Origin of the sequence: Desulfohalovibrio reitneri, from assembly GCF_000711295.1 — a bacterium.
Taxonomy (GTDB): domain Bacteria; phylum Desulfobacterota; class Desulfovibrionia; order Desulfovibrionales; family Desulfovibrionaceae; genus Desulfohalovibrio; species Desulfohalovibrio reitneri.
This window is the reverse complement of sequence record NZ_JOMJ01000003.1, coordinates 1984735-2007742: the sequence shown is the minus strand read 5'-3', so window position 1 is coordinate 2007742 and position 23008 is coordinate 1984735. Positions and strand designations below refer to the sequence as shown.

Annotated in this window: 24 protein-coding genes; 15 read left to right on the top strand and 9 right to left on the bottom strand. The window is 66.6% G+C overall.

Annotated elements, in window-relative coordinates; all coding sequences use genetic code 11:
* Positions 1 to 25 precede the first annotated feature (25 nt).
* The gene (groES, locus tag N911_RS0110040; protein WP_029896750.1) at positions 26 to 313 is read right to left on the bottom strand and encodes a co-chaperone GroES; all 288 of its coding nucleotides are present in this window, start codon (positions 311 to 313) and stop codon (positions 26 to 28) included.
* Positions 314 to 575: 262 nt separating this feature from the next.
* On the opposite strand from groES, the gene N911_RS0110035 reads away from it, so the two are divergent.
* The 7 genes from N911_RS0110035 to N911_RS0110005 all read left to right on the top strand — a co-directional run bounded on the left by N911_RS0110035 (position 576) and on the right by N911_RS0110005 (position 6280).
* Complete coding sequence (locus tag N911_RS0110035; protein ID WP_029896748.1) at positions 576 to 977, top strand: PA2779 family protein; 402 nt, start codon at positions 576 to 578, stop codon at positions 975 to 977.
* Positions 964 to 1554, top strand: a complete 591-nt coding sequence (locus N911_RS0110030; RefSeq protein WP_237559932.1) for a C39 family peptidase — start codon at positions 964 to 966, stop codon at positions 1552 to 1554. Before N911_RS0110035 ends, N911_RS0110030 begins: the two co-directional genes overlap by 14 nt.
* Positions 1551 to 1949: a PA2779 family protein gene (locus N911_RS0110025; protein ID WP_029896743.1), complete on the top strand. Its 399-nt coding sequence runs from the start codon at positions 1551 to 1553 to the stop codon at positions 1947 to 1949. The genes N911_RS0110030 and N911_RS0110025 overlap by 4 nt, the downstream gene beginning before the upstream one ends.
* A complete protein-coding gene (locus N911_RS0110020; RefSeq protein WP_081859152.1) occupies positions 1924 to 2424 on the top strand; it encodes a tetratricopeptide repeat protein in 501 nt (166 codons plus the stop codon). The genes N911_RS0110025 and N911_RS0110020 overlap by 26 nt, the downstream gene beginning before the upstream one ends.
* A 74-nt stretch (positions 2425 to 2498) precedes the next feature.
* Positions 2499 to 3503 carry a phosphate/phosphite/phosphonate ABC transporter substrate-binding protein gene (locus N911_RS0110015; RefSeq protein WP_081859151.1) on the top strand — a complete coding sequence of 335 codons (1005 nt, stop codon included), beginning with the start codon at positions 2499 to 2501 and terminating at the stop codon, positions 3501 to 3503.
* Positions 3500 to 5617, top strand: a complete 2118-nt coding sequence (locus tag N911_RS0110010; protein WP_237559931.1) for an ATP-binding protein — start codon at positions 3500 to 3502, stop codon at positions 5615 to 5617. Before N911_RS0110015 ends, N911_RS0110010 begins: the two co-directional genes overlap by 4 nt.
* Before the next feature lie 81 nt (positions 5618 to 5698).
* Positions 5699 to 6280 (top strand): MarC family protein, encoded by a 582-nt coding sequence (locus tag N911_RS0110005; RefSeq protein WP_029896736.1) that lies wholly within the window; start codon positions 5699 to 5701, stop codon positions 6278 to 6280.
* A 149-nt stretch (positions 6281 to 6429) separates the two neighbouring features.
* Here N911_RS0110005 and hisG read toward each other — a convergent pair whose 3' ends face one another.
* Positions 6430 to 7302: an ATP phosphoribosyltransferase gene (hisG, locus tag N911_RS0110000; protein ID WP_029896733.1), complete on the bottom strand. Its 873-nt coding sequence runs from the start codon at positions 7300 to 7302 to the stop codon at positions 6430 to 6432.
* Positions 7299 to 7676 (bottom strand): phosphoribosyl-AMP cyclohydrolase, encoded by a 378-nt coding sequence (hisI, locus tag N911_RS0109995; RefSeq protein ID WP_029896731.1) that lies wholly within the window; start codon positions 7674 to 7676, stop codon positions 7299 to 7301. Before hisI ends, hisG begins: the two co-directional genes overlap by 4 nt.
* Before the next feature lie 613 nt (positions 7677 to 8289).
* Here hisI and N911_RS0109990 point away from each other — a divergent pair.
* Both N911_RS0109990 and N911_RS0109985 read left to right on the top strand, forming a co-directional pair.
* Entirely contained in the window at positions 8290 to 8562 is a 273-nt protein-coding gene (locus N911_RS0109990) for a transposase (protein ID WP_029895528.1), read from the top strand.
* Complete coding sequence (locus N911_RS0109985) at positions 8559 to 9335, top strand: IS3 family transposase (protein WP_051693988.1); 777 nt, start codon at positions 8559 to 8561, stop codon at positions 9333 to 9335. The genes N911_RS0109990 and N911_RS0109985 overlap by 4 nt, the downstream gene beginning before the upstream one ends.
* Positions 9336 to 9431: 96 nt before the next feature.
* Here the strand turns inward: N911_RS0109985 and topA are convergent, their stop codons facing one another.
* The gene (topA, locus tag N911_RS0109980) at positions 9432 to 11720 is read right to left on the bottom strand and encodes a type I DNA topoisomerase (RefSeq protein WP_029896729.1); all 2289 of its coding nucleotides are present in this window, start codon (positions 11718 to 11720) and stop codon (positions 9432 to 9434) included.
* Between the two features lie 137 nt (positions 11721 to 11857).
* Between topA and era the strand changes: the two genes are divergently transcribed.
* Complete coding sequence (gene era / locus N911_RS0109975) at positions 11858 to 12766, top strand: GTPase Era (protein ID WP_029896727.1); 909 nt, start codon at positions 11858 to 11860, stop codon at positions 12764 to 12766.
* A gap of 3 nt (positions 12767 to 12769) precedes the next feature.
* Here era and N911_RS0109970 read toward each other — a convergent pair whose 3' ends face one another.
* Positions 12770 to 13018 carry a type II toxin-antitoxin system HicA family toxin gene (locus N911_RS0109970; protein ID WP_029896726.1) on the bottom strand — a complete coding sequence of 83 codons (249 nt, stop codon included), beginning with the start codon at positions 13016 to 13018 and terminating at the stop codon, positions 12770 to 12772.
* Between the two features lie 49 nt (positions 13019 to 13067).
* Between N911_RS0109970 and N911_RS0109965 the strand changes: the two genes are divergently transcribed.
* The 5 genes from N911_RS0109965 (at position 13068) to cobT (ending at position 18520) form a co-directional block, all read left to right on the top strand.
* On the top strand, positions 13068 to 14012 hold the full coding sequence (locus tag N911_RS0109965) for a radical SAM protein (protein ID WP_029896724.1): 945 nt from the start codon (positions 13068 to 13070) through the stop codon (positions 14010 to 14012).
* Positions 14013 to 14231: 219 nt separating this feature from the next.
* A complete protein-coding gene (locus N911_RS0109960; protein ID WP_029896722.1) occupies positions 14232 to 15575 on the top strand; it encodes a glutamine synthetase family protein in 1344 nt (447 codons plus the stop codon).
* Positions 15576 to 15694: 119 nt separating this feature from the next.
* Positions 15695 to 16900 (top strand): sensor histidine kinase, encoded by a 1206-nt coding sequence (locus N911_RS16880; protein ID WP_051694160.1) that lies wholly within the window; start codon positions 15695 to 15697, stop codon positions 16898 to 16900.
* The gene (locus N911_RS0109950; protein ID WP_029896717.1) at positions 16897 to 17346 is read left to right on the top strand and encodes a response regulator; all 450 of its coding nucleotides are present in this window, start codon (positions 16897 to 16899) and stop codon (positions 17344 to 17346) included. The genes N911_RS16880 and N911_RS0109950 overlap by 4 nt, the downstream gene beginning before the upstream one ends.
* A 106-nt stretch (positions 17347 to 17452) precedes the next feature.
* The gene (cobT, locus tag N911_RS0109945; RefSeq protein WP_029896715.1) at positions 17453 to 18520 is read left to right on the top strand and encodes a nicotinate-nucleotide--dimethylbenzimidazole phosphoribosyltransferase; all 1068 of its coding nucleotides are present in this window, start codon (positions 17453 to 17455) and stop codon (positions 18518 to 18520) included.
* A gap of 1 nt (position 18521) precedes the next feature.
* Here the strand turns inward: cobT and hemC are convergent, their stop codons facing one another.
* From hemC to N911_RS0109925, 4 genes are all read right to left on the bottom strand, one after another.
* Complete coding sequence (gene hemC, locus N911_RS0109940) at positions 18522 to 19451, bottom strand: hydroxymethylbilane synthase (RefSeq protein WP_029896712.1); 930 nt, start codon at positions 19449 to 19451, stop codon at positions 18522 to 18524.
* Between the two features lie 8 nt (positions 19452 to 19459).
* Positions 19460 to 19690 (bottom strand): FmdB family zinc ribbon protein, encoded by a 231-nt coding sequence (locus N911_RS0109935; protein WP_029896710.1) that lies wholly within the window; start codon positions 19688 to 19690, stop codon positions 19460 to 19462.
* Positions 19691 to 19714: 24 nt separating this feature from the next.
* Positions 19715 to 20326 (bottom strand): D-sedoheptulose 7-phosphate isomerase, encoded by a 612-nt coding sequence (locus tag N911_RS0109930; protein WP_029896708.1) that lies wholly within the window; start codon positions 20324 to 20326, stop codon positions 19715 to 19717.
* Positions 20327 to 20395: 69 nt separating this feature from the next.
* Positions 20396 to 22999, bottom strand: coding sequence for a PAS domain-containing protein (locus N911_RS0109925; RefSeq protein ID WP_029896706.1), 2604 nt, complete (start codon positions 22997 to 22999; stop codon positions 20396 to 20398).
* Positions 23000 to 23008: the final 9 nt, after the last annotated feature.

The following is a 23008-nucleotide window of genomic DNA, read 5'->3' as shown; positions in this document are numbered from 1 at the left end:
TTAGCTTCTGAAAAAAATGCGGGTGCTATTCGATGATGGCCAGGATGTCGTCCTCGCGCATGACGAGGTACTCTTCGCCGTCGACCTTGATCTCGGTGCCGGCATACTTGTTGAAGAGCACCTTATCGCCGGTCTTGACGCTCATGGGCTGGGGCTTGCCGTCGTCGCCGGTCTTGCCCGGGCCGGCGGCCTTGATCTCGCCGCGAATGGGCTTTTCCTTGGCGGAATCGGGGATGATGATGCCCCCGGCGGTCTTTTCCTCTTCCTCAAGGCGCTTGACCAGAACCCGGTCGTGAAGCGGTTTCAGATTCATCTGCAACCTCCGAATCAAATGGTTAATATTGCGCGATTGCTGTTAGCACTCGCCGAGGGAAAGTGCCAATTCTCGACGGTCGGTGAAGTAAGGCGGGGGGTGTTTTTTGTCAATGGCGGGGAGCAAAAAAATTTTTCATCCCCCGCCGGGCGGGGGTTTGGCCGTCTTGTCAGCGACTTGACTCGCGGCGCGTTTCCCGTGTTATATAGGTCATCACACCCTTTTCTTCACCGTAAACGGGGGGGAAGAAGAGGAGAGCGCTATGCGAGAATTTCTCGAGACGGGCTGGTTCAGGTCCCTGGCCGCGGGCATGGCTGTGGTCATGTGTCTGGTTTCCTTCGTCCCGCGCGTGGAGGCGGGCTTCGTGCCCAGCGACAGGTCCCTTTCCGCCGAGGTGCGGACCGACGACCTGGCCACCGTGCAGAAGTCCCTGGAAAACAAGATGGTGCGGGAGCGGCTGGCCGACCTGGGCTACTCGCCCGAAGAGATCGAGCAGCGGCTGTCCATGCTCTCGGACCAGGAACTGCACTCCCTGGCCTCCCAGATCGACGCGGTGGACTCCGGCGGCATCCTGGGGGCCATCATCGTGGTCCTGATCATCGTGCTGGTGGTCATCGTCGTCCTCAAGGTCACGGACAAGCAGGTCGCGGTTGAGGACAAATAGGTCGCGGGCCAAGGCGGCTCTTCTTCCGGTCCTGGCCCTGGCGGCCTTTGGCCTGCTCGTCGGCTGCGCTTCGCGCTCCCTCCCCGGGGACTTCCGTCCGCCGGACGGCAGCCGCGTGCTCTCCAGCGTGCCGTTCCACCCGCAGGATCCCAACCAGTGCGGCCCGGCTTCGCTGGCGGGCATCCTCAACCACCATGGCGACCCTGTGAAGCCAGACGAGATTCGGCGGGAGATTTTCCGCGAGGACATCCAGGGCACGGTCAGCCTGGACCTGGCTTTGTACCCCCGCACGCGCGGCTTCGCCACCGAGTGGTTCGCCGGGGAGCCGGACGACCTGGTGCGGGCCGTGGACGCGGGCCGTCCCCTGCTGGTCATGGTGGATTACGGATTCGGCGGGGTTGCCATCAACCACTACATGGTGGTGGTGGGCTACACTCCGGAGGCGGTGGTGGTGAACTCCGGCCGAACCGAACACAAGCGCCTGCCCTGGTCCGACTTCCACGCCCGCTGGGACAACGCCGCCCGTTGGACCCTGCGTGTCACCCCCAACCCTCCCCACAGCGAGGTATCCCCATGAACGCCGTCGTTTCCCACCCCCTTTTCAAGGGCCTGGCCTCCTGCATGGCCGTGCTCATGTGCCTGGTGTCCTTCGTTCCCCGCGTTCAGGCGGGCTTCGTGCCCAGCCACCGCTCCCTGTCCGCGGATGTACGCGCCGACGACCTGGCCACCGTGCAACAAACCCTGGAGAACAAGGTCGTCCGCGAACGGCTGGCCGACCTGGGCTACTCCCCCGGGGAGGTCGAGCAGCGGCTGGCGGCTTTGTCCGACCGGGAACTGCACACCCTCGCCTCGCAGCTTGAAGCGCTTGACGCCGGAGCTGGCGCGGGCGGCGTGATCATCGCCATTGTCATCATCGCCATCCTGGGCTTCGTCATCTGGTACATTTATGACGACGAATTCCGGGTCAACTAGCCCTGCGCGGCGCTGGGCCGGGCCGGTTGCCGCCTGCCTGGCCCTGCTGCTGCTCTCCGGCTGCGCCCTGCCCTCCCTGCACCGGCACCGCGACGCCCTCACGCCGCAGGAGCATCTCAAGCTGGGGCTGTCCTACGAGAAGAACGGCGAATACAAGCTGGCCCTGCGGGAGTACGAGGCCGCCCTGCCGGAAATGGAGCAGGCCCACCTCTTCATGGGCAACACATACTACTCCATGCAGCGGTACGGCGAGGCCGAGGCAAGCTACCGCGAAGCGGTGGAGACCATGCCGGACGACCCCGAGCCGCGCAACAACCTGGCCTGGCTGCTTTTACAGCGGCGCGAGGACCTGGAGGAGGCGGAGCGGCTGGCCCGCGAAGCGGTCAACCTGGCGGACGCCAAGCACCGGGGCGAGTACCTGGACACCTTCGAGCGGATCCGGGCCGTGCGCAAGGGCCCTCCGCCCGGGAACTGAGCACGTTCGTCCCTTTTTTCGCAAGCGCCGCCCCCCGCTAGGCAATGGGCCTTGGAAGGTGTAACCATGACCCCATGCCGCCGGCGGACGAACCTCGACGCGTCTGGCGGGACCTGACCCGCACCTTCCTCCTGCTGGCCCCCCTGCTGGCCGGGCTGGCCGCTCTCGTCCTCGCCCTGGCGCTGGCCGGCTGCGGCGACGACGAGGAGGTGGTCCAGGTCGACCTCTCCAAGCGCGTGGAGGTCAACCTGGAGCAGCCCCCGGGCGGCCTGACCTACGCCTACCTGCCGCAGTACTCCCACACCGTTTCCTACCGCCGCCACGGCCCGCTTGTGGACTATCTGGCCGAGGCCACCGGCCTGCGGCTGCGCCAGGTCTTTCCGGACACCTTCGACGACCACATCTCCATGGTCGGCGAAGGGGCCATCGACATCTCCTTTCTCAACCCCTTCGCCTACGTGAAGATCAACCAGCGCTTCGGGGCCACCGCCTTCGCCCGCATCGAGGAACCGGGCTCCCGAGGCTTCTACGGCGAGATCATCGCCCGCCGCGACAACGAGTTCATATCCTCCCTGCTGGACTGCCGGGGCAAGCGCTGGATCGCCGTGGACCCCACCTCGGCCGGGGGCTACCTCTTTCCCCTGGGCCACTTCCTGGAGCACGGCCTCTCCAAGTCGGACTTCGCCGAGATCGATTTCGCCCCCGGGCCGGGTGGCAAGCAGGAAAAGGTCGTCCTGGCCGTGTACTACGGCAAGTTCGAAGTGGGCACTGTGCGCTCCGGCACCCGAGCCCTGCTGGCCGACCGCATCGACCTGGACGAGCTCAAGGTGGTGGCCTCCACCCGCGACTACCCCGGCTGGACCTTCGCCGCCCGCAAGGGCCTGTCCGCCTCCGTCACCCAGCGCATACGCGACGCCCTGCTGGCCCTGGACCGCGATGACCCGGACGACAGGGCCATCCTGGAGCGTGCCCACTTCCAGGGCGTGGTGGCCGCCAGGGACTCCGACTTCGACCCGGTGCGCGACCTCATCAAGCGGCTGGAGTCGGCCGGGGAGATCACCGTGGGAGGCGGCCAATGACCAACCCGGCGGTAATGGCCTACCGCTACCTCTGCCGCCTCTCCTTCGCGGCCAAAATCTACCTGGGCATCGGCGGCCTGCTCTTCATGGCCGGGGTGGCCTCGGTGCTGCTCTCCTCCAACATCTCCGGCGCGGCCCTGACCAAGGAGGCCAAGAAACGCGGGGCCACCCTGGCCTCCTCCCTGGCCGCCCGCTCCGTGGGCCCCATCCTCTCCGTAGACCTTTTGCGGCTGAAGAACATGACCGATGAGGCCGCCTCCTCGCCGGACATCGTCTACGCCTTCGTGCTGGACTCGCGGGGACAGGTGCTGGCCCATTCCTTCATCGGCGGCTTCCCTGTGGAACTGGCCCGGGCCAACCCCATTCCGCGGGATGAGGGCCAGTCCGACGCCGTTCTCGACATCGGCTCCCAGCGCGTCTACGACTTCGCCCACCACGTGGACGTGGAAGGCGACACCCTGGGCGTGGTCCGGGTGGGCCTGTCCCAGGACCGCATCCGCGCCGCCCGGCGCGACGTGGCCTGGGCCATCGTCCTCTCCCTGGGGCTGGTGGCTGTCCTGGCCGTGGGACTGGGCTCGGTCTTCATCCGCACCGTCACCCGCCGCTTGGGCGCCCTGCGGGAGTCCGCCGAGGAAGTGGTCAAGGGCAACCTCGACGTCCTGGCCGGGCCGACCATATCCGCCAACTGCTGGGAGATAATGAACTGCGACCGCAAGGAGTGCCCGGCCTACGGCGACCCCTGCCGCCGCTGCTGGTACGTGGCCGGAACCCTCTGCCCGGAGTGCGCCCCCGGCGACTACCCCCACAAGATCGAGTCTTGCAGTGACTGCCGCGTCTACCGCGAAAACCGGGGCGACGAGATTCAGGACCTGGCCGAGGCCTTCGACGTCATGGCCGTCTCCCTCAAGACGCACATCGACGAACTCAAGTCCACGGAAAAGAACCTGGCCCGCTCCGAGCAACTACTGCGCACCATCTTCGACGTCACCCCGGACCTGGTCTCCCTGCAGGACGAGAACGGGGCCTACCGAGCCGTGAACAAGGCCTTCTGCCGCTATTTCAACCTGCGCGAGCAGGACATCATCGGCCGCACCGACCACTCGGTATTCTCCATCCAGGACCAGCACACCAACCGCGTGGAGGACAAGGAGATCCTGCAGACCGGCATCCCCGTGTCCAAGGAGGTCATGGTCTCCCACGAGAACGCCAAGCGCTGGTTCCACATCGTCAAGGTGCCGGTCTACGACGCCGAGTCAAACATCATCGGCCTCCTCCTCACCGCCCGCGACATCTCCGCGGTGAAGAACTACCAGGAACAGCTCATCCAGTCCCAGAAGATGGAGGACCTGGGCAGGCTGGCCGGAGGCGTGGCCCACGAGATCAACACCCCCCTGGGCATCATCCTCGGCTACACCCAGATGCTTCTGGAGGACCTGCCCGAAAAGTCCCAGGAGCACGAAGACGTAGCCGTCATCGAAAAGCAGACCAAGGTCTGCAAGAAAATCGTGGCCGACCTCCTCGGCTTCTCCCGCCAGTCCGAGTCCTCGCTGCAGAAGATGGACCTCAACGAGTCCATCGACGAGGTGGCCAACCTGGTCCGCACCATTTTCAAGCAGGACCGGGTGGAGCTGGAGCTGGACCTCGACCCCAAAATACCCCCCATCGAGGGCGACAAGGAAAAGCTCAAATCGGTCTGGCTCAACCTGGTCAACAACGCCTTCGACTCCATCGGCCAGGACGGCACCATCTTCATCCGCTCCAAGCTCTGCAAGCACCGCCGACGGGTGGTGGTATTCTTCGCCGACTCCGGCTCGGGCATCTCCCAGGAGAACCTCAAGAAAATCTTCGACCCCTTCTTCACCACCAAGCAGGTGGGCAAGGGCACCGGCCTGGGCCTGTCCATCTCCTTCGGCATCATCAAGGAGCACAAGGGCCGCATCTCCGCCGTATCCCCCGCGCCGGTGGATTACCTGGGCTCCGGCCACGGCCAAATCAAGCAGCCCGGCCCCGGCACCGTCTTCATCATCGAACTGCCCCTCACCTCCGAAGGCCTGCCCGAGGAGGAATGCGAGGAGTTCGCCGACGTCACCGGCGACGCCGCCGTGCGCGTCTAGCCGCCCTTCTCCGGCGCGAATCCGGGCCGCCGCCCTCCCCCGCGCCTTGACAGGGGAGGGGAAGTCCACCATGAGGTGCCCATGTTTCTCAGCGTCTGCATCACCTTCTTCTTTCTGCTGACCCCGTTCTTCGTCCTGACGGTCTTTCTCTCCCTGACCGCGGACGAGAACGCCGCCGCCCGGCGGCGGCTGGCCGTGCGCACCACCCTGGCCGTGCTGGTGGTCACTTTCGTGCTCTACTTCTTCGGCCAGGCCATCTTCGACATTTTCGGCATCACCCTGGACGCCTTCCGCATCGGCGCTGGCTCGCTGCTCTTCCTCAGCGCCGTCAACCTGGTGGGCAGCGCCAAGGCCCCGGCCGCCGGGGAGGGCGACGTGAGCGTGGTGCCCCTGGCCATCCCCGTGGCCGTGGGACCGGCCACCACCGGCGCCATCCTGGTCATGGGCGCCGAGGGCGCGGACCCCTCGGAACGGCTCGTCGGCCTGGCCGCCCTGGGCACGGCCGTGCTGGCCCTGGGCGCGCTGCTCTACCTGTCCTCGCCCGTGGAACGGCTGCTGGGCAAACAGGGGCTGTCCATCCTCACCAAGCTCACCGGCCTGGTGCTGGCCGCGCTGTCCGCGCAGATCGTCTTCACCGGAATCAAGAACTTCCTGGACCTGTAGGACGCTCCCCTCCCCGCAAGGGAAGGCGGGCGAACGCGCCGGAAGAAAGGAAGGGGAGCCGCCCGGTCGGGCGGCGCGGAAAAGAAAACGGCCGGGTCCCGCCTGGGAGCCCGGCCGCGTAGCTCGGCTCGTCTAGTTGTTCGGCCCGGCTAGATGACCTTGTTCAGGGCGTACTCGATGATGCCGCTGGCGCCGTGGTCCACCAGCTGCGGAATCAGGTCCCGCACCGTGGACTCGGCCACCACGATCTCCACCGACACCCAGTCGGAATTGTGCAGGTGGGCCACCGTGGGCGCGGTCAGCGCGGGCAGCAGCTCCATGACCGTGTCCACCTTGTCCGCGGGCACGTTCATCTTCAGCCCCACCAGGGCCTCGGCCTCCAGAGCGCCCTTGAGCAGCATGTTGATCTGCTCGATCTTCTTGCGCTTGAAGGGATCCTCCCAGGCCTCCTTGTTCGCGATGAGGCGGGTGTTGGTGTACATCATGTCCTTGATGATGCGCAGGCCGTGGGCGCGAATGGTGGTGCCGGTCTCGGTCACCTCCACGATGGCGTCGCACAGCCCCTCCACCACCTTGGCCTCGGTGGCGCCCCAGGAAAACTCCACGTCCACGTCGATGCCCTGCTCGGAAAACCACTTGCGGGTGAAGTTGCAAAGCTCCGTGGCGATCTTCTTGCCCCGCAGGTCCTCCGGCTTCTCGTAGGGGGAATCCCCGGCCACGGCCAGCACCCAGCGGGCCGGGCGGTTGGAGACCTTGGAGTAGACCAGGTCGGAAACCACCACCACGTCGGACTCGTTCTCCTCGATCCAGTCCTTGCCCGTCAGCCCCACGTCCAGGGTGCCGTCGGCCACGTACCGGCTCATCTCCTGGGCGCGGCACATGGAGCACTGCATGCTCTCGTCGTTGATCTCGGGGAAATAGTTGCGGTGGCTGGGATTGATCTTCCAGCCCGCCTTGGCGAACAGCTTGATGGTCGCGTCCTGCAACGATCCCTTGGGAATACCCAGCTTCAATTTGCTCATTTCTTGTACACCTCCTGCGGGTCGAAAACCATCTCGCTCACCACGACCGGCTCCCCCGCGCTCTCGATCTCGCGATAAAAACAGCTCTTGTACCCCTTGTGGCAGGCCGCGCCGCCCAACTGCTCCACGATCAACAGAACCGTGTCCGCGTCGCAGTCCAGACGGATATGGTGCACCTTCTGCACATGGCCGCTCGTGCCGCCCTTGCGCCACAGCTTCTGCCTGCTCCGGCTCCAGTAATGGGCCTCGCCCGTGGCCAACGTCCTCTCCCAGGCGTCCTCGTTCATGTAGGCGAGCATCAACACCTCGCCGTCCTCGACGTCCTGCGCGATCGTCGGCACCAACCCGCCGCACTTCTCGAAATCTGGCTGCATGGCTTACCTCGCAAAAAAAGTCGCAAACCGCCCCGCATACCCGGAACGTGTGACAGTTGCAAGGCATGCGAGGAAGGCGGAGATTACGAGGCCTTGGAAGAGAAAAGATTTCGCCCTGCGGGCGACCAGGGGCTACGCGCCCCCTGGACCCTGCGGCAAAGTAACTTTGCATGTGTATTCGCGGGTTGGTGCGCGGTGGAATCGCGAGCGGGGAGCACTCCGGCGAATGGACGATTGTGGGGCGCGTCTACCCGGTAGAACCCAACCCTGGCCGCCTGGCTTCAGATGCGTTGAACGCTGAATTGGGCTGGGGACTCCCGGATCCACCCTCCCCGCACCACGCTCCCGAGCGAAGCGAGCGACAAAAAATTTAGGAAAAGGAGGGTGAGGGCGTGGGAGAGGGAGGGAAGAACCCTTTTTAAAGGGTTTTTCCTCCCTCTCCCACTGCCCGGAACTCCAACCCCGGCCAACCACCTCGCATTCCCCTGCCACCCCCTCCCCAAAAAAAGGGGTTGAAGCGTAATTCGCTTCAACCCCTTTATCCTGCCCCCAGTTTGAAACAGCCTTGATCTAAGTGGAAGTCCGTGGCTTCTCAACAGGCAGGAGGTTTGCCATGAAGCGACGGAAGTGGACCCCGGAGCAGAAGACTCGGGTCGTCCTCGAAGGCCTTCGAGGACGACCCGTGGGCGAAGTGTGCGCCGAGTACGCCATCTCGCAGAACCAGTATTACAAGTGGCGCGATCAATTCCTTGCCCAGGCGCACAGAGCGTTCGAGCAAGAGCACGGCGCACAGCGTACGGCCAGACTTGAGCGCGAAAACATGAAGCTCAAAAGCCTGATCGGTGAGTTGACCATTGAGCTAAAAAAAAGCGGGCCGTTCGGATGAAGCGCGGACCATATGCAAAGGTCGCCGAGCGCAACGCCGACCTCCTGGCCCGCATTCGCGGCATCAAGGCCGACCATCCGTTCTGGGGATACCGTCGGGTCTGGGCGTTCCTGCGCTTCGTGGACGGCGTTGTCGTCGGCCAAAACCGCGTCTACCGGCTCATGAGCGAGCATGACCTCACGGTGAAGCCCAACCTGCGACTCAAGGCCAAACGCAAGCCGACCGGCGTCAAGCCCCGGCCCTCGCGACCCAACGAGTGGTGGGGTATCGACATGACCAAAATCAAGATTGACGGCTACGGCTGGCTGTACGTGGTCATTGTGCTTGACTGGCGCACCAAGAAGGTCGTCGGCCACTACGCCGGCGATCAAGCCAAGGCATGGCATTGGCTCTCGGCGCTCAACGCGGCTGTCGGCAGGCAGTTCCCCGAAGGCGTGCGCGGCGGCGGTCTTCATCTCATGGCCGACAACGGCTGCCAACCGACCTCGACGAGCTTTATGAAGGCTTGCCGCGTCATGGACATCAAACTCGCCTTCACCAGCTACAACAACCCCAAAGGCAACGCCGACACAGAGCGCTTCATGCGCACCATGAAGGAAGAGCTGGTCTGGATCAATGAATGGCGTAGCCCGACGGCCTTTTACCAAGCCTTGGGCTCCTGGATCGAAGAATACAACCAAGGCTACCTGCACTCGGCGCTGGGGTATAAAACCCCGGTGACAACCGAGCAGGAACTGATCAACTCGCGGACTCTCTTACAAAAGGCTTGCTAAACCGGGGGCAGTACACCTTTTCTTTTCCTTCAACTTCCCAGCTCTACTCGTCCGAAAACGCTTCAACCCCTTTTCATTCCCTCGAATTTCCCGGCCCTACTCGTCCGTTTCTTCCTCTTCGATGGAGCGGGTGAAGCGGCATTTCTTGTTGGGGCAGGCGATGTGGGGGCCGCGCGCCTTGGTGGTTTTCTTGACCAGCACGGGGGATTCGCACATGGGGCATTTTTCGTTGATGGGCCAGTCCCAGACGGCGTAGTCGCATTTGGGGTACTGGTTGCAAGAGTAGAAAACCTTGCCCCGTTTGGAGGATTTTTCCACCAGTTCGCCGGGGCAGTTCTGGTTGGGGCAGGGCACCCCGGTGGTGAAGGGTTGGGAGTATTTGCAGTCCGGGTAGCCGGAGCAGGCGATGAAGCGGGAGCCGGTGCGGGAGGTCTTGACGTAGAGGTCCTTGCCGCATTCCGGGCAGGCGCCCACGGGTTCCAGCTCTTCCTTGGGCTTTTCAATGAGCTGGATCTGGCCAGACTCGTCGCGGTTGAACTCGGAGGTGAAGGTGCAGTCCGGGTAGCCGGAGCAGCCCAGGAACTCGCCGTTGCGGCCAAAGCGCACGGTGAGGGGCTTGCCGCAGTCCGGGCAGGGGATGCCGGTTTCCTTGCCCGAGCCCTTGACCCCTTCCATTTCCTCCTGTGCTTTTTCCAGGGTGGGGTAGAAGTTGCCGGTGAACTCCTTGAGCAGGTGCTTCCAGTCCTCGCCGCCTTCGGCCACGTGGTCCAGGGATTCCTCCATGCGGGCGGTGAAGCTGATGTCCATGAGGTTCTGGAAGTGCTTGGAGAGCAGGTCGGAGACGGTCATGCCCAGCTCGGTGGGCACGAACCGTTTTTCCTGCAGCCGGGCGTAGTCGCGGTCCAGCAGGGTGGAGATGATCTGGGCGTAGGTGGAGGGGCGGCCGATGCCCTTGTCCTCCAGCTCCTTGACCAGGGAGGCTTCGGAGTAGCGCGGGGGCGGCTGGGTGAACTTCTGTTCCTTGGAGACCTTCTTGGGGGTCAGCTCCATGCCCTGTTCCAGCTTGGGCAGGGCGGACTCGGCCGCCTCGTCCATGCCGTAGATCTTGAGGAAGCCGGGGAAGAGGATGCGCTCGCCCTTGGCCCGCCACTGGGTGGGTCCGCGGTCGATGGTGACCACGGTGTCGTGGATGACGGCGCTGGCCATCTGCGAGGCCATGAACCGCCGCCAGATGAGCTCGTAGAGGCGGAACTGGTCGCGCGGCAGATAGGGCTTGACCTCCTCCGGGGAGAGGAAGACGTCGATGGGGCGGATGGCCTCGTGCGCGTCCTGCGCGCCGGACTTGGTCTTGTAACCGCGCGGCTTGTCCGGCACGTATTCGTCGCCCATCTTCTTGAGCAGGAAGTCGCGGGCCGCGCCGCGCGCTTCGCCGGACACGCGCACCGAGTCGGTACGCATGTAGGTGATGAGGGCGGTGGTGCCCCGGTCGCCGAGCTCCACGCCCTCGTAGAGGCGCTGGGCGGTGGACATGGTCTTCTTGGCGGAGAAGCCCAGCTTGTTGGCCGCGTCCTGCTGCAGGGTGGAGGTGATGAAGGGCGGCTTGGGATTGCGCTTGCGCTCCTTCTGAGCCACCTCGGCCACGATGAAGGGCTGGCCCTCCATGCGGCCCTCCAGGGCCTCGGCCTCCTCGCCCGAGCCGATGGCGGGCTTCTTGCCGTCCACCTTCCACAGGTCGGCGGTCAGGGGAGGCGGCTCGGGGCCTTCCAATTCCGCCTTGAAGAGCCAATACTCCTCGGGCTCGAAGACCATGCGCTCCCGCTCGCGGTCCACCACGATGCGCAGGGCCACGGACTGCACCCGGCCCGCGGAGATGCCCCGCTTGACCTTCTTCCACAGCAGGGGGGAGAGCTTGTAGCCCACCAGCCTGTCCAGGATGCGGCGCGCCTGCTGGCTCTCGAACAGGGAGCGGTCCAGGCTGCGCGGCTGCTCCAGGGCCTCGCGCACGGCCCGGGCGGTAATCTCGTTGAACTGGATGCGGCTGATGGGGGTTTCCTCCGCATCCTTTTTCTTTTTCTTCCCCCCGGCCTCGCGCAGCAGTTCGGCCACGTGCCAGGCGATGGCCTCTCCCTCGCGGTCCGGGTCCGGGGCCAGGTAGACGTGGTCGGCCTTGGCCGCGGCCTGGCGCAGCTTGTTGACCACCTTCTCCTTGCCGCTGATGACCTGGTAGCTCGGCTCGAAGCCGTGCTCCTCGTCCACGCCAAGCTCCTTGGAGGGCAGGTCGCGCACGTGGCCCACGGAGGCCTCCACGCTGTAGTCCTTGCCCAGAAACTTGGAGATGGTCCGGACCTTGGCCGGGGACTCGACTATGATGAGGTTCTTGCCCATGGATTCTCGCAGATTGGGGACTACCCCCGGAAAAGGCTCGCCCGGGGGAGATACCGGGGAGCTATAGTCACGCAGGCGGCAGAACGCAACCCGCTTCCCCCTTGACCCCGGCGGCGGGCGGGGATACTCGCCGGAGCATGAGCAAGCGCTTCGGCACCATCACCCTCATGGGCCCCCCCAACGCGGGCAAGTCCACCCTTCTCAACCACGCCCTGGGGGAGAAGCTGGCCATCGTCACGCCCAAGCCCCAGACCACCCGCAACCAGATCACCGGCATCCTGACCACGGCGGAGGCGCAGGTGCTGTTTCTGGACACGCCCGGCGTGCACCGGCTGAAGGGCGAGATGAACCGCTTCCTGCTGCGCTCCGCCTGGGAGGCCATGAACCAGGGCGACGTCATCCTGCTCATGCTGGACGCCAAGCGGTACGTGGACAAGCCGAGGCTGTTCGAGCAGGAGACCCAGCCCCTGGCCGAGGTGCTGCAGAGTCCCCCGGCCCCCTTGTTCGTGGCGGCCAACAAGATCGACCGCGTCCACGACAAGCGCCAGCTGCTGGCCCTTCTGGCCCGCATCAACGAGACCTGGCCGCAGGCCGAGGTCTTCCCGGTCTCCGCCCTCACCGGCGACGGCGTGGACGAGATGCTGGAGCACGCGGTGAAGCTCCTGCCCGAGGGCGATTTCCTCTTTCCCGAGGACCAGCTTTCCACCCTGCCCCTGCGCTTCATGGCCCAGGAGATCATCCGCGAAAAGCTGTTCCTGGAGCTGCGCCACGAGCTGCCCTACTCCACGGCCGTGGAGATCGAGTCCTGGGAGGAGGAGGACCCCAACTTCACCCGCATCCACGCGGTCATCTACGTGGCCCGGCAGACGCACAAGGGCATGGTCATCGGCAAGGGCGGCCAGCGGCTGAAGCAGATCGGCCAGCTGGCCCGCGAGGAGATCGGCCAGCTCACCGGAACCAAGGTCCACCTGGAGTTGTGGGTCAAGGTGCAGCCGGACTGGACCGAAAACCCCTCCTTTCTCCGGTCCCTGGGCCTTGGCGAATAGCCCCTATTCCCCGCAGGAATCGTCCTTTCGCAGGCAGGCCCGCATGTCCTCCACGGTCATGCCGGTCTGGCGCATGATGCGGCGCAGCAGGTCGCGCCCCAGCTCCTCGCCGGAATGGCGGGGGATGGTGGCGGAGCGTCCGTCCGGGTGCTTGAGATGAACATGGGAGCCTTTGCTGCGGTGTTCCTCGAACCCCTCGCGCTTGAGGGCCTTGAGGAGCTTGGCGGAATCCACGGCTGGCAGGCGGTGCATGGGTCTGGTCCTTGTTGCCTTGCGTTGGGGCTGTGGTAGCATGGACTCCATGTCCGCGTCATACATCCCCCTGCACCGCGACGACCGGCTCAAGGCCAGGGCCGAGGAGGCCGTGGCCAGGCTGGCGGACTGCCGCCTCTGCCCCCGCCAATGCGGTGTGAACCGGCTTGAGGGGGAACTGGGCTTCTGCCGCACGGGACGGCTGGCCCAGGTGGCCTCCCACCACCTGCATTTCGGCGAGGAACAGCCGCTGGTGGGCCAATCCGGCTCCGGCACCATCTTCTTCGCCCAGTGCAACCTGGACTGCGCCTTCTGCCAGAACGCGGAAATCTCCCAGGGCGGCGGCGATTTCGAAGAGGCCGAGCCCGAGGTGCTGGCCGAGTGCATGCTGGTCATGCAGCGCCAGGGCGCGCTGAACGTCAACCTGGTCACGCCCAGCCACGTGGTGCCGCAGGTGCTGGAGGCGGTGGACATCGCCGCGGCCAAGGGGCTGACCCTGCCCATCGTGTACAACTCCGGCGGCTACGACGAGGTGGAGACCCTGCGGCTGCTGGACGGGGTGGTGGACATCTACATGCCGGACGCCAAGTTCTGGTCCCCGGACGCGGCGGCGCGATTCTGCGCCGCCCGCGACTACCCGGAGAAGGCGCGGGAGGCCATCGCCGAGATGCATCGCCAGGTGGGCGACCTGGAACTGGACGACAAGGGTGTGGCCGTGCGCGGCCTGCTTGTCCGCCACCTGGTCATGCCGGACGACCTGGCCGGGGCAAGGGAATGGGTCGCCTGGCTTGCGGCGCTCTCGCCCAACACCTACGTCAACGTGATGGAGCAGTACCGGCCCTGCCACCGCGCCCGGACCATGGAGGGCGCGGACCGTTCCCCCACCGCCGTGGAATGCCGCGAGGCCAGAGAGGCAGCCGAGGCAGCGGGCCTGCGGCTGGACGAGCGGTCCGGGGGCACGGCGGATTTCCTTCTGCGCATGCTCCGGCGGTGACAAACCCCCCGGAGTATGGTTTACAATAATGAAAAGGGGCTCGGGCCATACCCGAGCCTTTTTGCGAAAATTGTCCAACCCGGCCCGGCGTGCCGGTGGTGATTTTCACATAACTCTTTGAAATGACTGGCGCGGCTTGCCTTGGCCCTGATCTTGAAAAAGGGAGTCGCCAGCAAGGCTGCAAACCCCAACCCCGAAAACGCGGGAGGAGGAAAAATTATGGAAACTCCGGTCTTCAATTGCAAGAACGCCGACGACGTGATGCGCGCCGTCAAGGACTACAACGTCAGCTTCATCCAGTACTGGTTCATCGACATCGTGGGCACGCTGAAGTCCTTCCAGATCACCCCCAACGAGCTGGAAGCCTCCTTCGAAGAGGGCATGGGCTTCGACGGTTCCTCCATCCTGGGCTTCGCCCGCATCGAGGAATCGGACATGGTGGCCTTCCCCGACCCCACCACCTTCCAGCTGGTCTCCTGGCGCCCCACCGAGCGCCCCGTCGCCCGCATGTTCTGCGACGTGAAGAACCCCGACGGCACTCCCTTCGCCGGCGACCCCCGCTTCATCCTCAAGTCCGCGCTGGAGAAGGCCGCCTCCAAGGGCTACACCATGTACGTGGGACCCGAGCTGGAGTTCTTCACCTTCGCCAGCCCCAACGACCCCAAGGTCCTGGACTTCGGCGGCTACTTCGACGCCCCGCCGCTTGACCTGGGCAACGACATCCGCCGCGACATCATCTTCTCTCTGAACCGCATGGGCATCCAGGTGGAGTACTCTCACCACGAGGTCGCCCCCTCCCAGCACGAGATCGACCTGCGCTACCAGGAAGCCCTGAAGATGGCCGACACCGCCATGACCTACAAGGTCGTGGTCAAGGAAACCGCCCGCAAGCACGGCTGCTACGCCACCTTCATGCCCAAGCCCCTGTTCGGCGAGAACGGCTCCGGCATGCACGTGCACCAGTCGCTGTTCAAGAACGGCAAGAACGCCTTCTTCGACCCCAACGCCCAGTACAACCTCTCCGACGAGTGCAAGGCCTACATCGCCGGCCTGCTGAAGCACGCCAAGGAGTTCGTGGCCATCACCAACCCCATCGTCAACTCCTACAAGCGCCTGGTGCCGGGCTACGAGGCCCCGGTCTACATCGCTTGGGCCAACCGCAACCGTTCCTCCCTCATCCGGGTGCCCATGTACAAGCCCGGCAAGGAAGCGGCCACCCGCATCGAACTGCGCTGCCCGGACCCGACGGCCAACCCCTACCTGGCCACCGCCGCCATGCTGGGCGCCGGCCTCAAGGGCATCGAGGAAGGCTACGAGCTGACCTCCCCCACCGAGGACAACATCTTCTCCATGACCGAGCGCGAGATGGAAGGCCGCGGCATCGACTCCCTGCCCGGCTCCCTCTACGAGGCCCTGACCCACCTGCGCGACTCCGAGGTCATGAAGGAAGTCCTGGGCGAGCACATGCACAACGCCTACCTGGAAGCCAAGTTCGCCGAGTGGGACGAGTTCCGCACCCACGTCTCCGAATGGGAGCTGTGCCGCTACCTGCCCACCACCTAGGGCGAAGCGGGCAACCAACCGCGAGCAAGGCCTCCCGCCCCGGCGGGGGGCCTTTTTTTCGCACCTTGTACTTCGTCGGAAACTCGGGCTATTCTGCCCACCGGAGGAGCCTCACGCACATGGGGGAGAAGGACGGAACCAGCCTGCGCGGCGACCTGCGCAGCCTCAAGCGGCGGGTGGACACCCCCGGCTCGGAGGGCGGCGGCGAGCCCCTGCGCTATCTGGATGGCAGGGACTTCCTGGCCCGGATCATCAACACCTCGCCCGTGGGCATCGCGGTCTGTGACACCGAAGGGCAGATCGTATTCGCCAACAGCCACGCCGAAGCCATCCTCGGGCTGCTACGCGACGGCAACGGCGAGGGCTACGAACAGCCCGCCTGGACCGTCACCGACCTCGACGGCGCCCCCGCCCCGGAGCAGGGCCTGCCCTGCGCCGAGGTGCTCCAGGCCGGCGAGGCTGTGGAGAACATGGAACGCGTGGTCCGCTGGCCTGACGGCCGCCGCAGCCTGCTGTCCATAAACGGCTCCCCCCTGGCCAACCGATCCGGCGGCCTGGACGGGGTGGTTTTCGCAGTGTCCGATGTCACCGAACCGCGCCGCACCCGCGAGGAGCTGGCCAGGGAGGCGGCCAAACTGTCCGCCTCCAACGAGGAGTTGCAGCAGTTCGTCTTCATCGTATCCCACGACCTGCAGGAGCCGCTGCGCTCCATCACAGGCTTTCTGCAGCTCATCCGCAAGCGGTTGCCGGACCTGAACGGCGACGTGCGGCGCTACATGGACAAGACCATCGCCGCCGCCGCCCGGCTGCAGGACCTCATCAACGACCTGCTCAGGTACTCCCGCGTCACCACCCACGGGGCGGAGCTCGCGCCCGTGGATACGGACGCGGTCCTCGACGGCGTCATCAGGGACATGGAGTCCTCGTTCAGGGAGCACGACGCCGAAATCACCCGCGACCACCTGCCCGGCGTGCTGGCCGACGCGGTCCAGTTGCGCAGCGTCTTCGCCAACCTCCTCTCCAACGCCCTGAAGTTCCGCTCAGCCGAGCCGCCGCGAATCCACGTCTCGGCGGCGGACGACGGGGACATGGTCCGCGTCACTGTGCTTGACAACGGCATCGGCCTGGACCCGGCCTACGCGGAGAAGATCTTCGGCATCTTCAAGAAGCTCCATCCCCCTTCCACGTATTCCGGCACGGGCCTGGGACTGGCCCTGTGCCACAAGATCATCCACCGGCACGGCGGCACCATGCGGGTGGATTCCCGACCCGGCCAGGGAGCCGCCTTCTCCTTCACCCTGCCACAACCCGGAGACCACGCATGACCAGCCCCGAGGAACACAACCTCACCCGCCCCATCCGCGTCCTTCTCGTGGAAGACAATCCCGACGACATCGAACTGACCACCGAAGCCCTGCAAGAGTCCAAGCTCAAGGTGGACCTGGAGGTGGTGCAGGACGGCGAGGCCGCCCTGCAGTGCCTGCGCAGGGAAGGCAAGTACGCCGGGTGCGGCAAGCCCGACCTCATGCTCCTGGACCTCAACCTGCCCCGCAAGGACGGCCTGGAGGTTCTGCGGGAGATCAAGCGGGACGAGGAGCTGCAGCGCATCCCGGTGGTGGTGCTGACCATCTCCCAGGATGAGCAGGACGTGCTCAAGGCCTACGACCTCCACGCCAACTGCTTCATCACCAAGCCGGTGGACTTCGAGCGCTTCATCGAGGTGGTTCGCTCCATCGAGGGCTTCTGGCTGACCATCGTCAAGCTGCCGTAACCCTCCCGGACCGTGCCGCCGCGCCTCCCCCCGGTGGGCTGGATTTTTCTCCATTGGGAACCTATGTTCCCCGGCTTTGTATCCGTGCAACCAGGAGATTTGTTTCATGTATTCCCGCATTGAAGAGGCAGCCGCGCGCGTGCGGCCCGTGGATGATTCGCTGATAGAGCGCGGCCGGGCGCACCTGGACTCGCGCACCAAGCCCGTGGGCAGCCTGGGGAGGTTGGAGGAACTGGCCCTGAAACTCTACCTCATCGCCGACAGCGGCCCGCCGCGCGTAGACCCGGTGCGGGTCTGCGTCATGGCCGGGGACCACGGCGTGGTGGAACGCGGGGTGAGCTGCTTTCCCCAGGAAGTGACCCGCCAGATGGTGGGCAACTTCCTGGCCGGGGGCGCCGGGGTGAACGTGCTGGCCCGCGTCTGCGGGGCCGAGGTGGTGGTGGCGGACTGCGGCGTGGCCGGTGAGGAGTTCGAGGGCGCCCCCGGGCTTGTGCGCCGCAAGGTGGCCGAGGGCACCGCCGACCTGAGCCGGGGCCCGGCCATGTCTCCGCAGCAGTGCGCCGAGGCCGTGCGAATCGGCCTGGACATGGCCGACCAGGCCGCCCTGGAGGGAGTGCGCTGCCTGGTCACGGGCGACATGGGCATCGCGAACACCACGCCGTCCACAGCACTGTTCTGCGCCTATCTGGGAATGGACCCGCAAACCGTTACCGGCCCGGGCACCGGATTGGACGCGGACGGCGTGTCGCGCAAGGCGGCCATCGTGGCCGAGGGCTTGGCGGTGAACGCGGAGGCCGTGGCCCGGGGGCCGCTGGACACCCTGGCCGCCCTGGGCGGGTTCGAGATAGCCGCCCTGGCCGGGCTGGTGCTGGGCGGCGCGGCCAACCGCCAGACGGTGGTGGTGGACGGCTTCATCTCCACGGCGGCCTATCTGGCGGCGCGGGCGGTGCAGCCGCTGGTGGAGCGGTACTGCGTGCTGGCCCACGACTCGGCCGAGCCTGGCTACCGCACCGTCATCGAGGCCATGGGGGAACGGCCCCTGCTGAACCTGGGCTTCCGCCTGGGCGAGGGCACGGGAGCGGTGCTGGGGGCGCACCTGCTTCGCTGCGCCGCGGCCATCTGGAACGAGATGGCTGGGTTCGAGGACGCCGGGGTGGTTACCGCGGGGGGCTGACTCAGCCCTGGGAGTAGACCTCTTCCAGGATTTCCTTGCCGCCCGCGGCCAGCACCTCGTCCGCCAGCCGCACGCCCAGGTCCCAGGCCTCGTCCAGGGGGGCGGAACCCTCGCGGCGGATGACCTGTTTGCCCCGCACGTCCGATACCAAGCCGGTGAGGTGGACCGTTTCGCCGTCCAGCACGGCGTGCCCGGCGATGGGCACTTGGCAGCCGCCCTCCAGGCGGGTCAGGAAGCCGCGCTCGGCCAGCACGCGGGTGCGGGACTCGGGGTGGTTCATGAAGTCCAGCAGGGCGCGGGTCTCGGCGTCGTCCTCGCGGTACTCGATGCCCAGCGCCCCCTGGGAGACCGCCGGGATGAAGCGCGGCGGGCCCAGGACCTCCATGCGCGGGGCCTCCACGCCCAGCCGCTTGAGCCCGGAGGTGGCCAGGACGATGGCGTCGTACTTGCCGTCCAGCAGCTTCTGCATGCGGGTGTCCAGGTTGCCGCGCAAGGACTCGATCACGAGGTCCGGCCGCAGGGCCAGGAGCTGGGCCTGCCGCCGCAGGGAGGCCGTTCCCACCAGCGCGCCCCGGGGCAGTTCGTCCAGGCCGCCGTACTTTACCGAGCACAGGGTGTCGGTGGGCAGTTCCCGCTCCGGGGTCACGCCCACCACCAGCCCGCCGGGCAGCTCGGTGGGCACGTCCTTCATGGAGTGCACGGCCAGGTCGGCCCGGCCGTCCAGGATGGCGTCCTCGATCTCCTTCACGAAGAGGGCCTTGCCGCCGATCTTGGCCAGGGGCACGTCCAGGATTTTGTCGCCCTGGGTCTTGATGACCACGAGCTCCACCTCCAGGCCCGGGTGTTGGGCCATAAGGCGGTCGCGCACGTGATTGGCCTGCCACAGGGCGAGCTTGGAGCCCCGGGTTCCGATGCGAAGCTGTTGGGCCATGAAGCGTCCTAGCAGGTGGAACAGGAACCGCCGGAGCAGCCGGAGCAGCCTCCGCCGGAGCCGGTGGGCGGGGTGAAGTCCAAGCCGGAGGAGCCGCCGCCGTGCTTGTGGCGGCAGCTGGACATGAGCTTTTTCGTGTCGTGGCTGGCGCAATCGGGGCAGGCCGGGGCCTGGTCGCCGAAGACCAGTTCCTCGAACTCGCGGCCGCACGCGGCGCACTTGTATTCAAAAATGGGCATCGTCGTCTCTCCTTGCCCTGGGGGCTACCCCAGATAGGGCTGCAGTTCGGTCACGGCCTCGAAGAGGAAGTAGTCCACCAGCTCGCACACGCAGTGCCCGGCGGTGATGTGCACCTCCTGCACCAGCGCGGTGGTCTTGCCCGGGACCAGCAGGCAGCGGTCGCACAGGGAGAGCATCTCCCCGCCGTCCTTGCCGGTCAGGCCCACGCGGGTCATGTCCAGGTCGCGGGCCGCGCGCAGGGCGGCCACCACGTTGGGGCTGTTGCCCGAGGTGGACAGGGCGAAAAGCATGTCCCCCCTGCGGCCCAGGGCCTGCACCTGCTTGCTGAATACCTCGTCGAAGCCGTAGTCGTTGCCGATGGCGGTAAGCACGGAGGTGTCCGTGGTCAAGGCCAGGGCGGGCAGGGGCGGGCGCTCCAGCTTGAAGCGGTTGACGAACTCCGCCGCCAAGTGCTGCGCGTCGGCCGCGCTGCCACCGTTGCCGCAGAAAAGCAGCTTGCCGCCCGAGGCCAGGCAGACCGCCGCCAGGCGGGCGATCTCCAGGACCTCGCCGGAGCGCTCCCGGAAGAACCGCCGCCGCAGCTCGGCGCCCTCGTCGGCGTGTTCGGATATGCGGCGCAGGGCTTCTTCGGACATGTCACACCTCCGGTCCCGGTGGGAGGCCCGGTTCATAGCCCAAAGCGCGGGCCGTGACAATCCGGGGCATCACCCGGATACCAGCCCGGCAACGGTCTTGTTAAAGGCCGACCAGTCCACCGGCTTGGTCAAAAAGGCGTTCATCCCCGCCTCCAGGCAGCTGTCCCGGTCGTCCTCGAACACATGCGCGGTCAGCGCCACCACGGGCACGTCCGGGTCGCGCACCCCTTCCTCCCCGGCGCGGATGCGACGCGTCACCTCCAGGCCGTCGAGCCGGGGCATCTGCAGGTCCATGACCACCAGGTCAACGTCCTCGGCCGCCAGCAGGCGCAGGGCCTCGAGGCCGTCCGCCGCTGGCAGCACCTCGTGCCCCTGCCCCTCCAGGGTGCGCTGGGCGGCCAGCAGGTTGACCGGGTTGTCCTCCACCAGCAGAAGGCGCAGGGGCCGAATCGCCGCCGCCTCCTCTTCTTCCGCGAGGGATTTTCCGCAGCGCGCCGGCAAGGGCAGGGCCACCTCGGCCCAGGTCCCCCCGCCCGGCTCGGAGGACAGCGACAACCAGCCGCCCATGGCCTCCGCCAGCTTGACGCAGATGGTCAGCCCCAGGCCCGCGCCCGGCTGGATGCCGGAGCCGCCCCGGGCGTACGGGGAAAGGACCGCCTGCAAAAGCTCCGGGTCCATGCCCGGGCCGTCGTCCTCCACCACGAAGCGCAGGCCGCCGCCCCCGTCGGAGCCCAGGCGCAGCACCGCCGTCCCCGGCGCGGCGTACTTGACCGCGTTGTTCAGCAGGTTGAGGAGGATCTGCCGCACCCGCAACGGGTCGCCCTCCACGCAGTCCGGCAGGCCAGGCTCGAACCCCGCCTCTATCTCCAGCCCGGCGGCCTCGGCCGCGCCCTCCACCAGCCGCATGGCGTCCCGGGCCAGGGCGGACGGGTCGAAGGGTTCCCGGGCCAAATCCAGATGCCCGGCCTCCAGGCGGGAGAAATCCAGCACGTCGCCCAGCACGCGGGTCAGGTCCCGTCCGGACTCCACGGCCCGCCGCACGTCGGCCAGCGTTTCCGGCTCCAGGTCCCTGGCCTGCACCAGTTCCAGGCCGGAAAGCATGCCGGAGAGAAGGTTGCGCACCTCGTGGCTGGTCTGGGCCAGGTACTCCCTGCCCGCCTGGCTGGCCTTCCTGGCCTCCTCGCTCTCCCTGCGGATGGCCTGTTCCCGCTCCACCTGCTCGGTGACGTCCTCGGCCAGCCCCACCAGCCGCTGGATGTTGCCGGACTCGTCCCGCACGGGATAGGTCCGCGACCAGATCCAGGCCTGTCCGTCCGGCCGCACCACCCGGTAGGTGACGTTGAAATCCTCGCCGTCCTGCTCCCACTGCCTGCGCATGGCCCGAACCACCTTTTCCCGGTCCTCCGGATGAACGCGGTCCAGAAAGCGCATGCCGTCGGCCAGGATTTCGGCCGGGTCCATGGCGAACATGTCCAAGATGGCGGGGCTGACGTAGGACACGGACAGGTCCGGCTCCACCACCCAAAACACCTCGCGGATGTTCTCCACCAGCAGGCGGAACTGCTCCTGGCGCAAATGCTCGTCGGTGACGTCCTCGGCCAGGCCCACCACCATGGGGGTGTCGCCGCCGCGCACCGGATATCCGCGCAGGCGCACGTGGCGCACCCCGCCCTCGGGCGGAATGATGCGCGCGTCCATGCGCAGTGGGGAGCCCTCCTCCCGCAGCCGCCTGATGGCCTCCCGCAGGGGCTCGCGGTCGCCCGGATGGAAGGCCTCCATGAACGTCTCCGGGGCCTCAAGCATGCTGCGCACGCTGCGGCCGAGGATGCGTTCGCAGGCGGGGTTGACGTGCAGGATGCGGCCGTCTGTCAGGTCGCGCACCCAGATGACCTCGTTGACCCCTTCCATGACCGCGTTGAACAGGTCCGTGGTCCGCCGCAGCGCCCCCTCCGTTTCCCTGTGGCCGGCGATCTCTTCGTTGAGGGCCGCCACGGTGCGGTGGAGGTCGCGGGTGCGGCGGTTCACCATGTCCTCCAGCCCGGCGCGGGTGCTGGCCAGGCTCTCCTCCAGCCGCCGCCGCTCGGTGACGTCCACCAGCGCGCCGCGCAGGAGGCCTGATTCATCCGCCTCGCAGGTGCGGATGACCAGCCGCTCCTTGCCGCCCTGCAACTGAAGCCGGAATTGCATGGGCCGTCCCGGCGCGCCCTCCAGCTCCCCTTCCCAGGCCATCCGCACGCGCTGGGCGTCCCCGGGGTGGACCCGGGCGAGCACCGCCTCCAGGCCGGACTCCCCGTCCCCGCCGAGGCCCAGCAGACGGAGGGACTCCCCGGACCACTCGAATTTCTGGGAAGCGGGGTCGAAACTCCACAGCCCCACCCCGGAGAGGTAGCGGGCCCACTCCAGGTCCGCCCCGCTCGAGGTCGGGTGTTCCGGGAGGTCGCAGACCTGCCCGCCATGCAGGAAAAGGTTGGCCGGTTCGGTGTGCAGGGCCGCGGCCAGGGCGCATATGGAGGAGAAGGAGGGGGAGGCCGCGCCCCGCTCCAGCTTGCTGAAATGTTCCAGGGAAATGCCGGAGCGCTCCGCCAGCTCGGCCTGGGTCATTTCCGCCAGGCCGCGCAGAAAGCGCAGCCGTTCGCCAAAAGCGTTGCGGAGGCTGGCGACGTCGTTGCTCATGATCTGTCC

Coding starts and splice junctions, on each gene's coding strand:
- cobT (WP_029896715.1), top strand. CDS start 17,453: ATGTATTCCCGCATTGAAGAGGCAGCCGCGCGCGTGCGGCCCGTGGAT.
- era (WP_029896727.1), top strand. CDS start 11,858: ATGAGCAAGCGCTTCGGCACCATCACCCTCATGGGCCCCCCCAACGCG.
- groES (WP_029896750.1), bottom strand. CDS start 313: ATGAATCTGAAACCGCTTCACGACCGGGTTCTGGTCAAGCGCCTTGAG.
- N911_RS0109930 (WP_029896708.1), bottom strand. CDS start 20,326: ATGTCCGAAGAAGCCCTGCGCCGCATATCCGAACACGCCGACGAGGGC.
- hisG (WP_029896733.1), bottom strand. CDS start 7,302: ATGAGCAAATTGAAGCTGGGTATTCCCAAGGGATCGTTGCAGGACGCG.
- N911_RS0110025 (WP_029896743.1), top strand. CDS start 1,551: ATGAACGCCGTCGTTTCCCACCCCCTTTTCAAGGGCCTGGCCTCCTGC.
- N911_RS0109925 (WP_029896706.1), bottom strand. CDS start 22,999: ATGAGCAACGACGTCGCCAGCCTCCGCAACGCTTTTGGCGAACGGCTG.
- N911_RS0110020 (WP_081859152.1), top strand. CDS start 1,924: ATGACGACGAATTCCGGGTCAACTAGCCCTGCGCGGCGCTGGGCCGGG.
- N911_RS16880 (WP_051694160.1), top strand. CDS start 15,695: ATGGGGGAGAAGGACGGAACCAGCCTGCGCGGCGACCTGCGCAGCCTC.
- topA (WP_029896729.1), bottom strand. CDS start 11,720: ATGGGCAAGAACCTCATCATAGTCGAGTCCCCGGCCAAGGTCCGGACC.
- N911_RS0109985 (WP_051693988.1), top strand. CDS start 8,559: ATGAAGCGCGGACCATATGCAAAGGTCGCCGAGCGCAACGCCGACCTC.
- N911_RS0110015 (WP_081859151.1), top strand. CDS start 2,499: ATGCCGCCGGCGGACGAACCTCGACGCGTCTGGCGGGACCTGACCCGC.
- N911_RS0109970 (WP_029896726.1), bottom strand. CDS start 13,018: ATGCACCGCCTGCCAGCCGTGGATTCCGCCAAGCTCCTCAAGGCCCTC.
- N911_RS0110010 (WP_237559931.1), top strand. CDS start 3,500: ATGACCAACCCGGCGGTAATGGCCTACCGCTACCTCTGCCGCCTCTCC.
- N911_RS0109960 (WP_029896722.1), top strand. CDS start 14,232: ATGGAAACTCCGGTCTTCAATTGCAAGAACGCCGACGACGTGATGCGC.
- N911_RS0109965 (WP_029896724.1), top strand. CDS start 13,068: ATGTCCGCGTCATACATCCCCCTGCACCGCGACGACCGGCTCAAGGCC.
- N911_RS0109935 (WP_029896710.1), bottom strand. CDS start 19,690: ATGCCCATTTTTGAATACAAGTGCGCCGCGTGCGGCCGCGAGTTCGAG.
- hisI (WP_029896731.1), bottom strand. CDS start 7,676: ATGCAGCCAGATTTCGAGAAGTGCGGCGGGTTGGTGCCGACGATCGCG.
- hemC (WP_029896712.1), bottom strand. CDS start 19,451: ATGGCCCAACAGCTTCGCATCGGAACCCGGGGCTCCAAGCTCGCCCTG.
- N911_RS0110035 (WP_029896748.1), top strand. CDS start 576: ATGCGAGAATTTCTCGAGACGGGCTGGTTCAGGTCCCTGGCCGCGGGC.
- N911_RS0109990 (WP_029895528.1), top strand. CDS start 8,290: ATGAAGCGACGGAAGTGGACCCCGGAGCAGAAGACTCGGGTCGTCCTC.
- N911_RS0110005 (WP_029896736.1), top strand. CDS start 5,699: ATGTTTCTCAGCGTCTGCATCACCTTCTTCTTTCTGCTGACCCCGTTC.
- N911_RS0109950 (WP_029896717.1), top strand. CDS start 16,897: ATGACCAGCCCCGAGGAACACAACCTCACCCGCCCCATCCGCGTCCTT.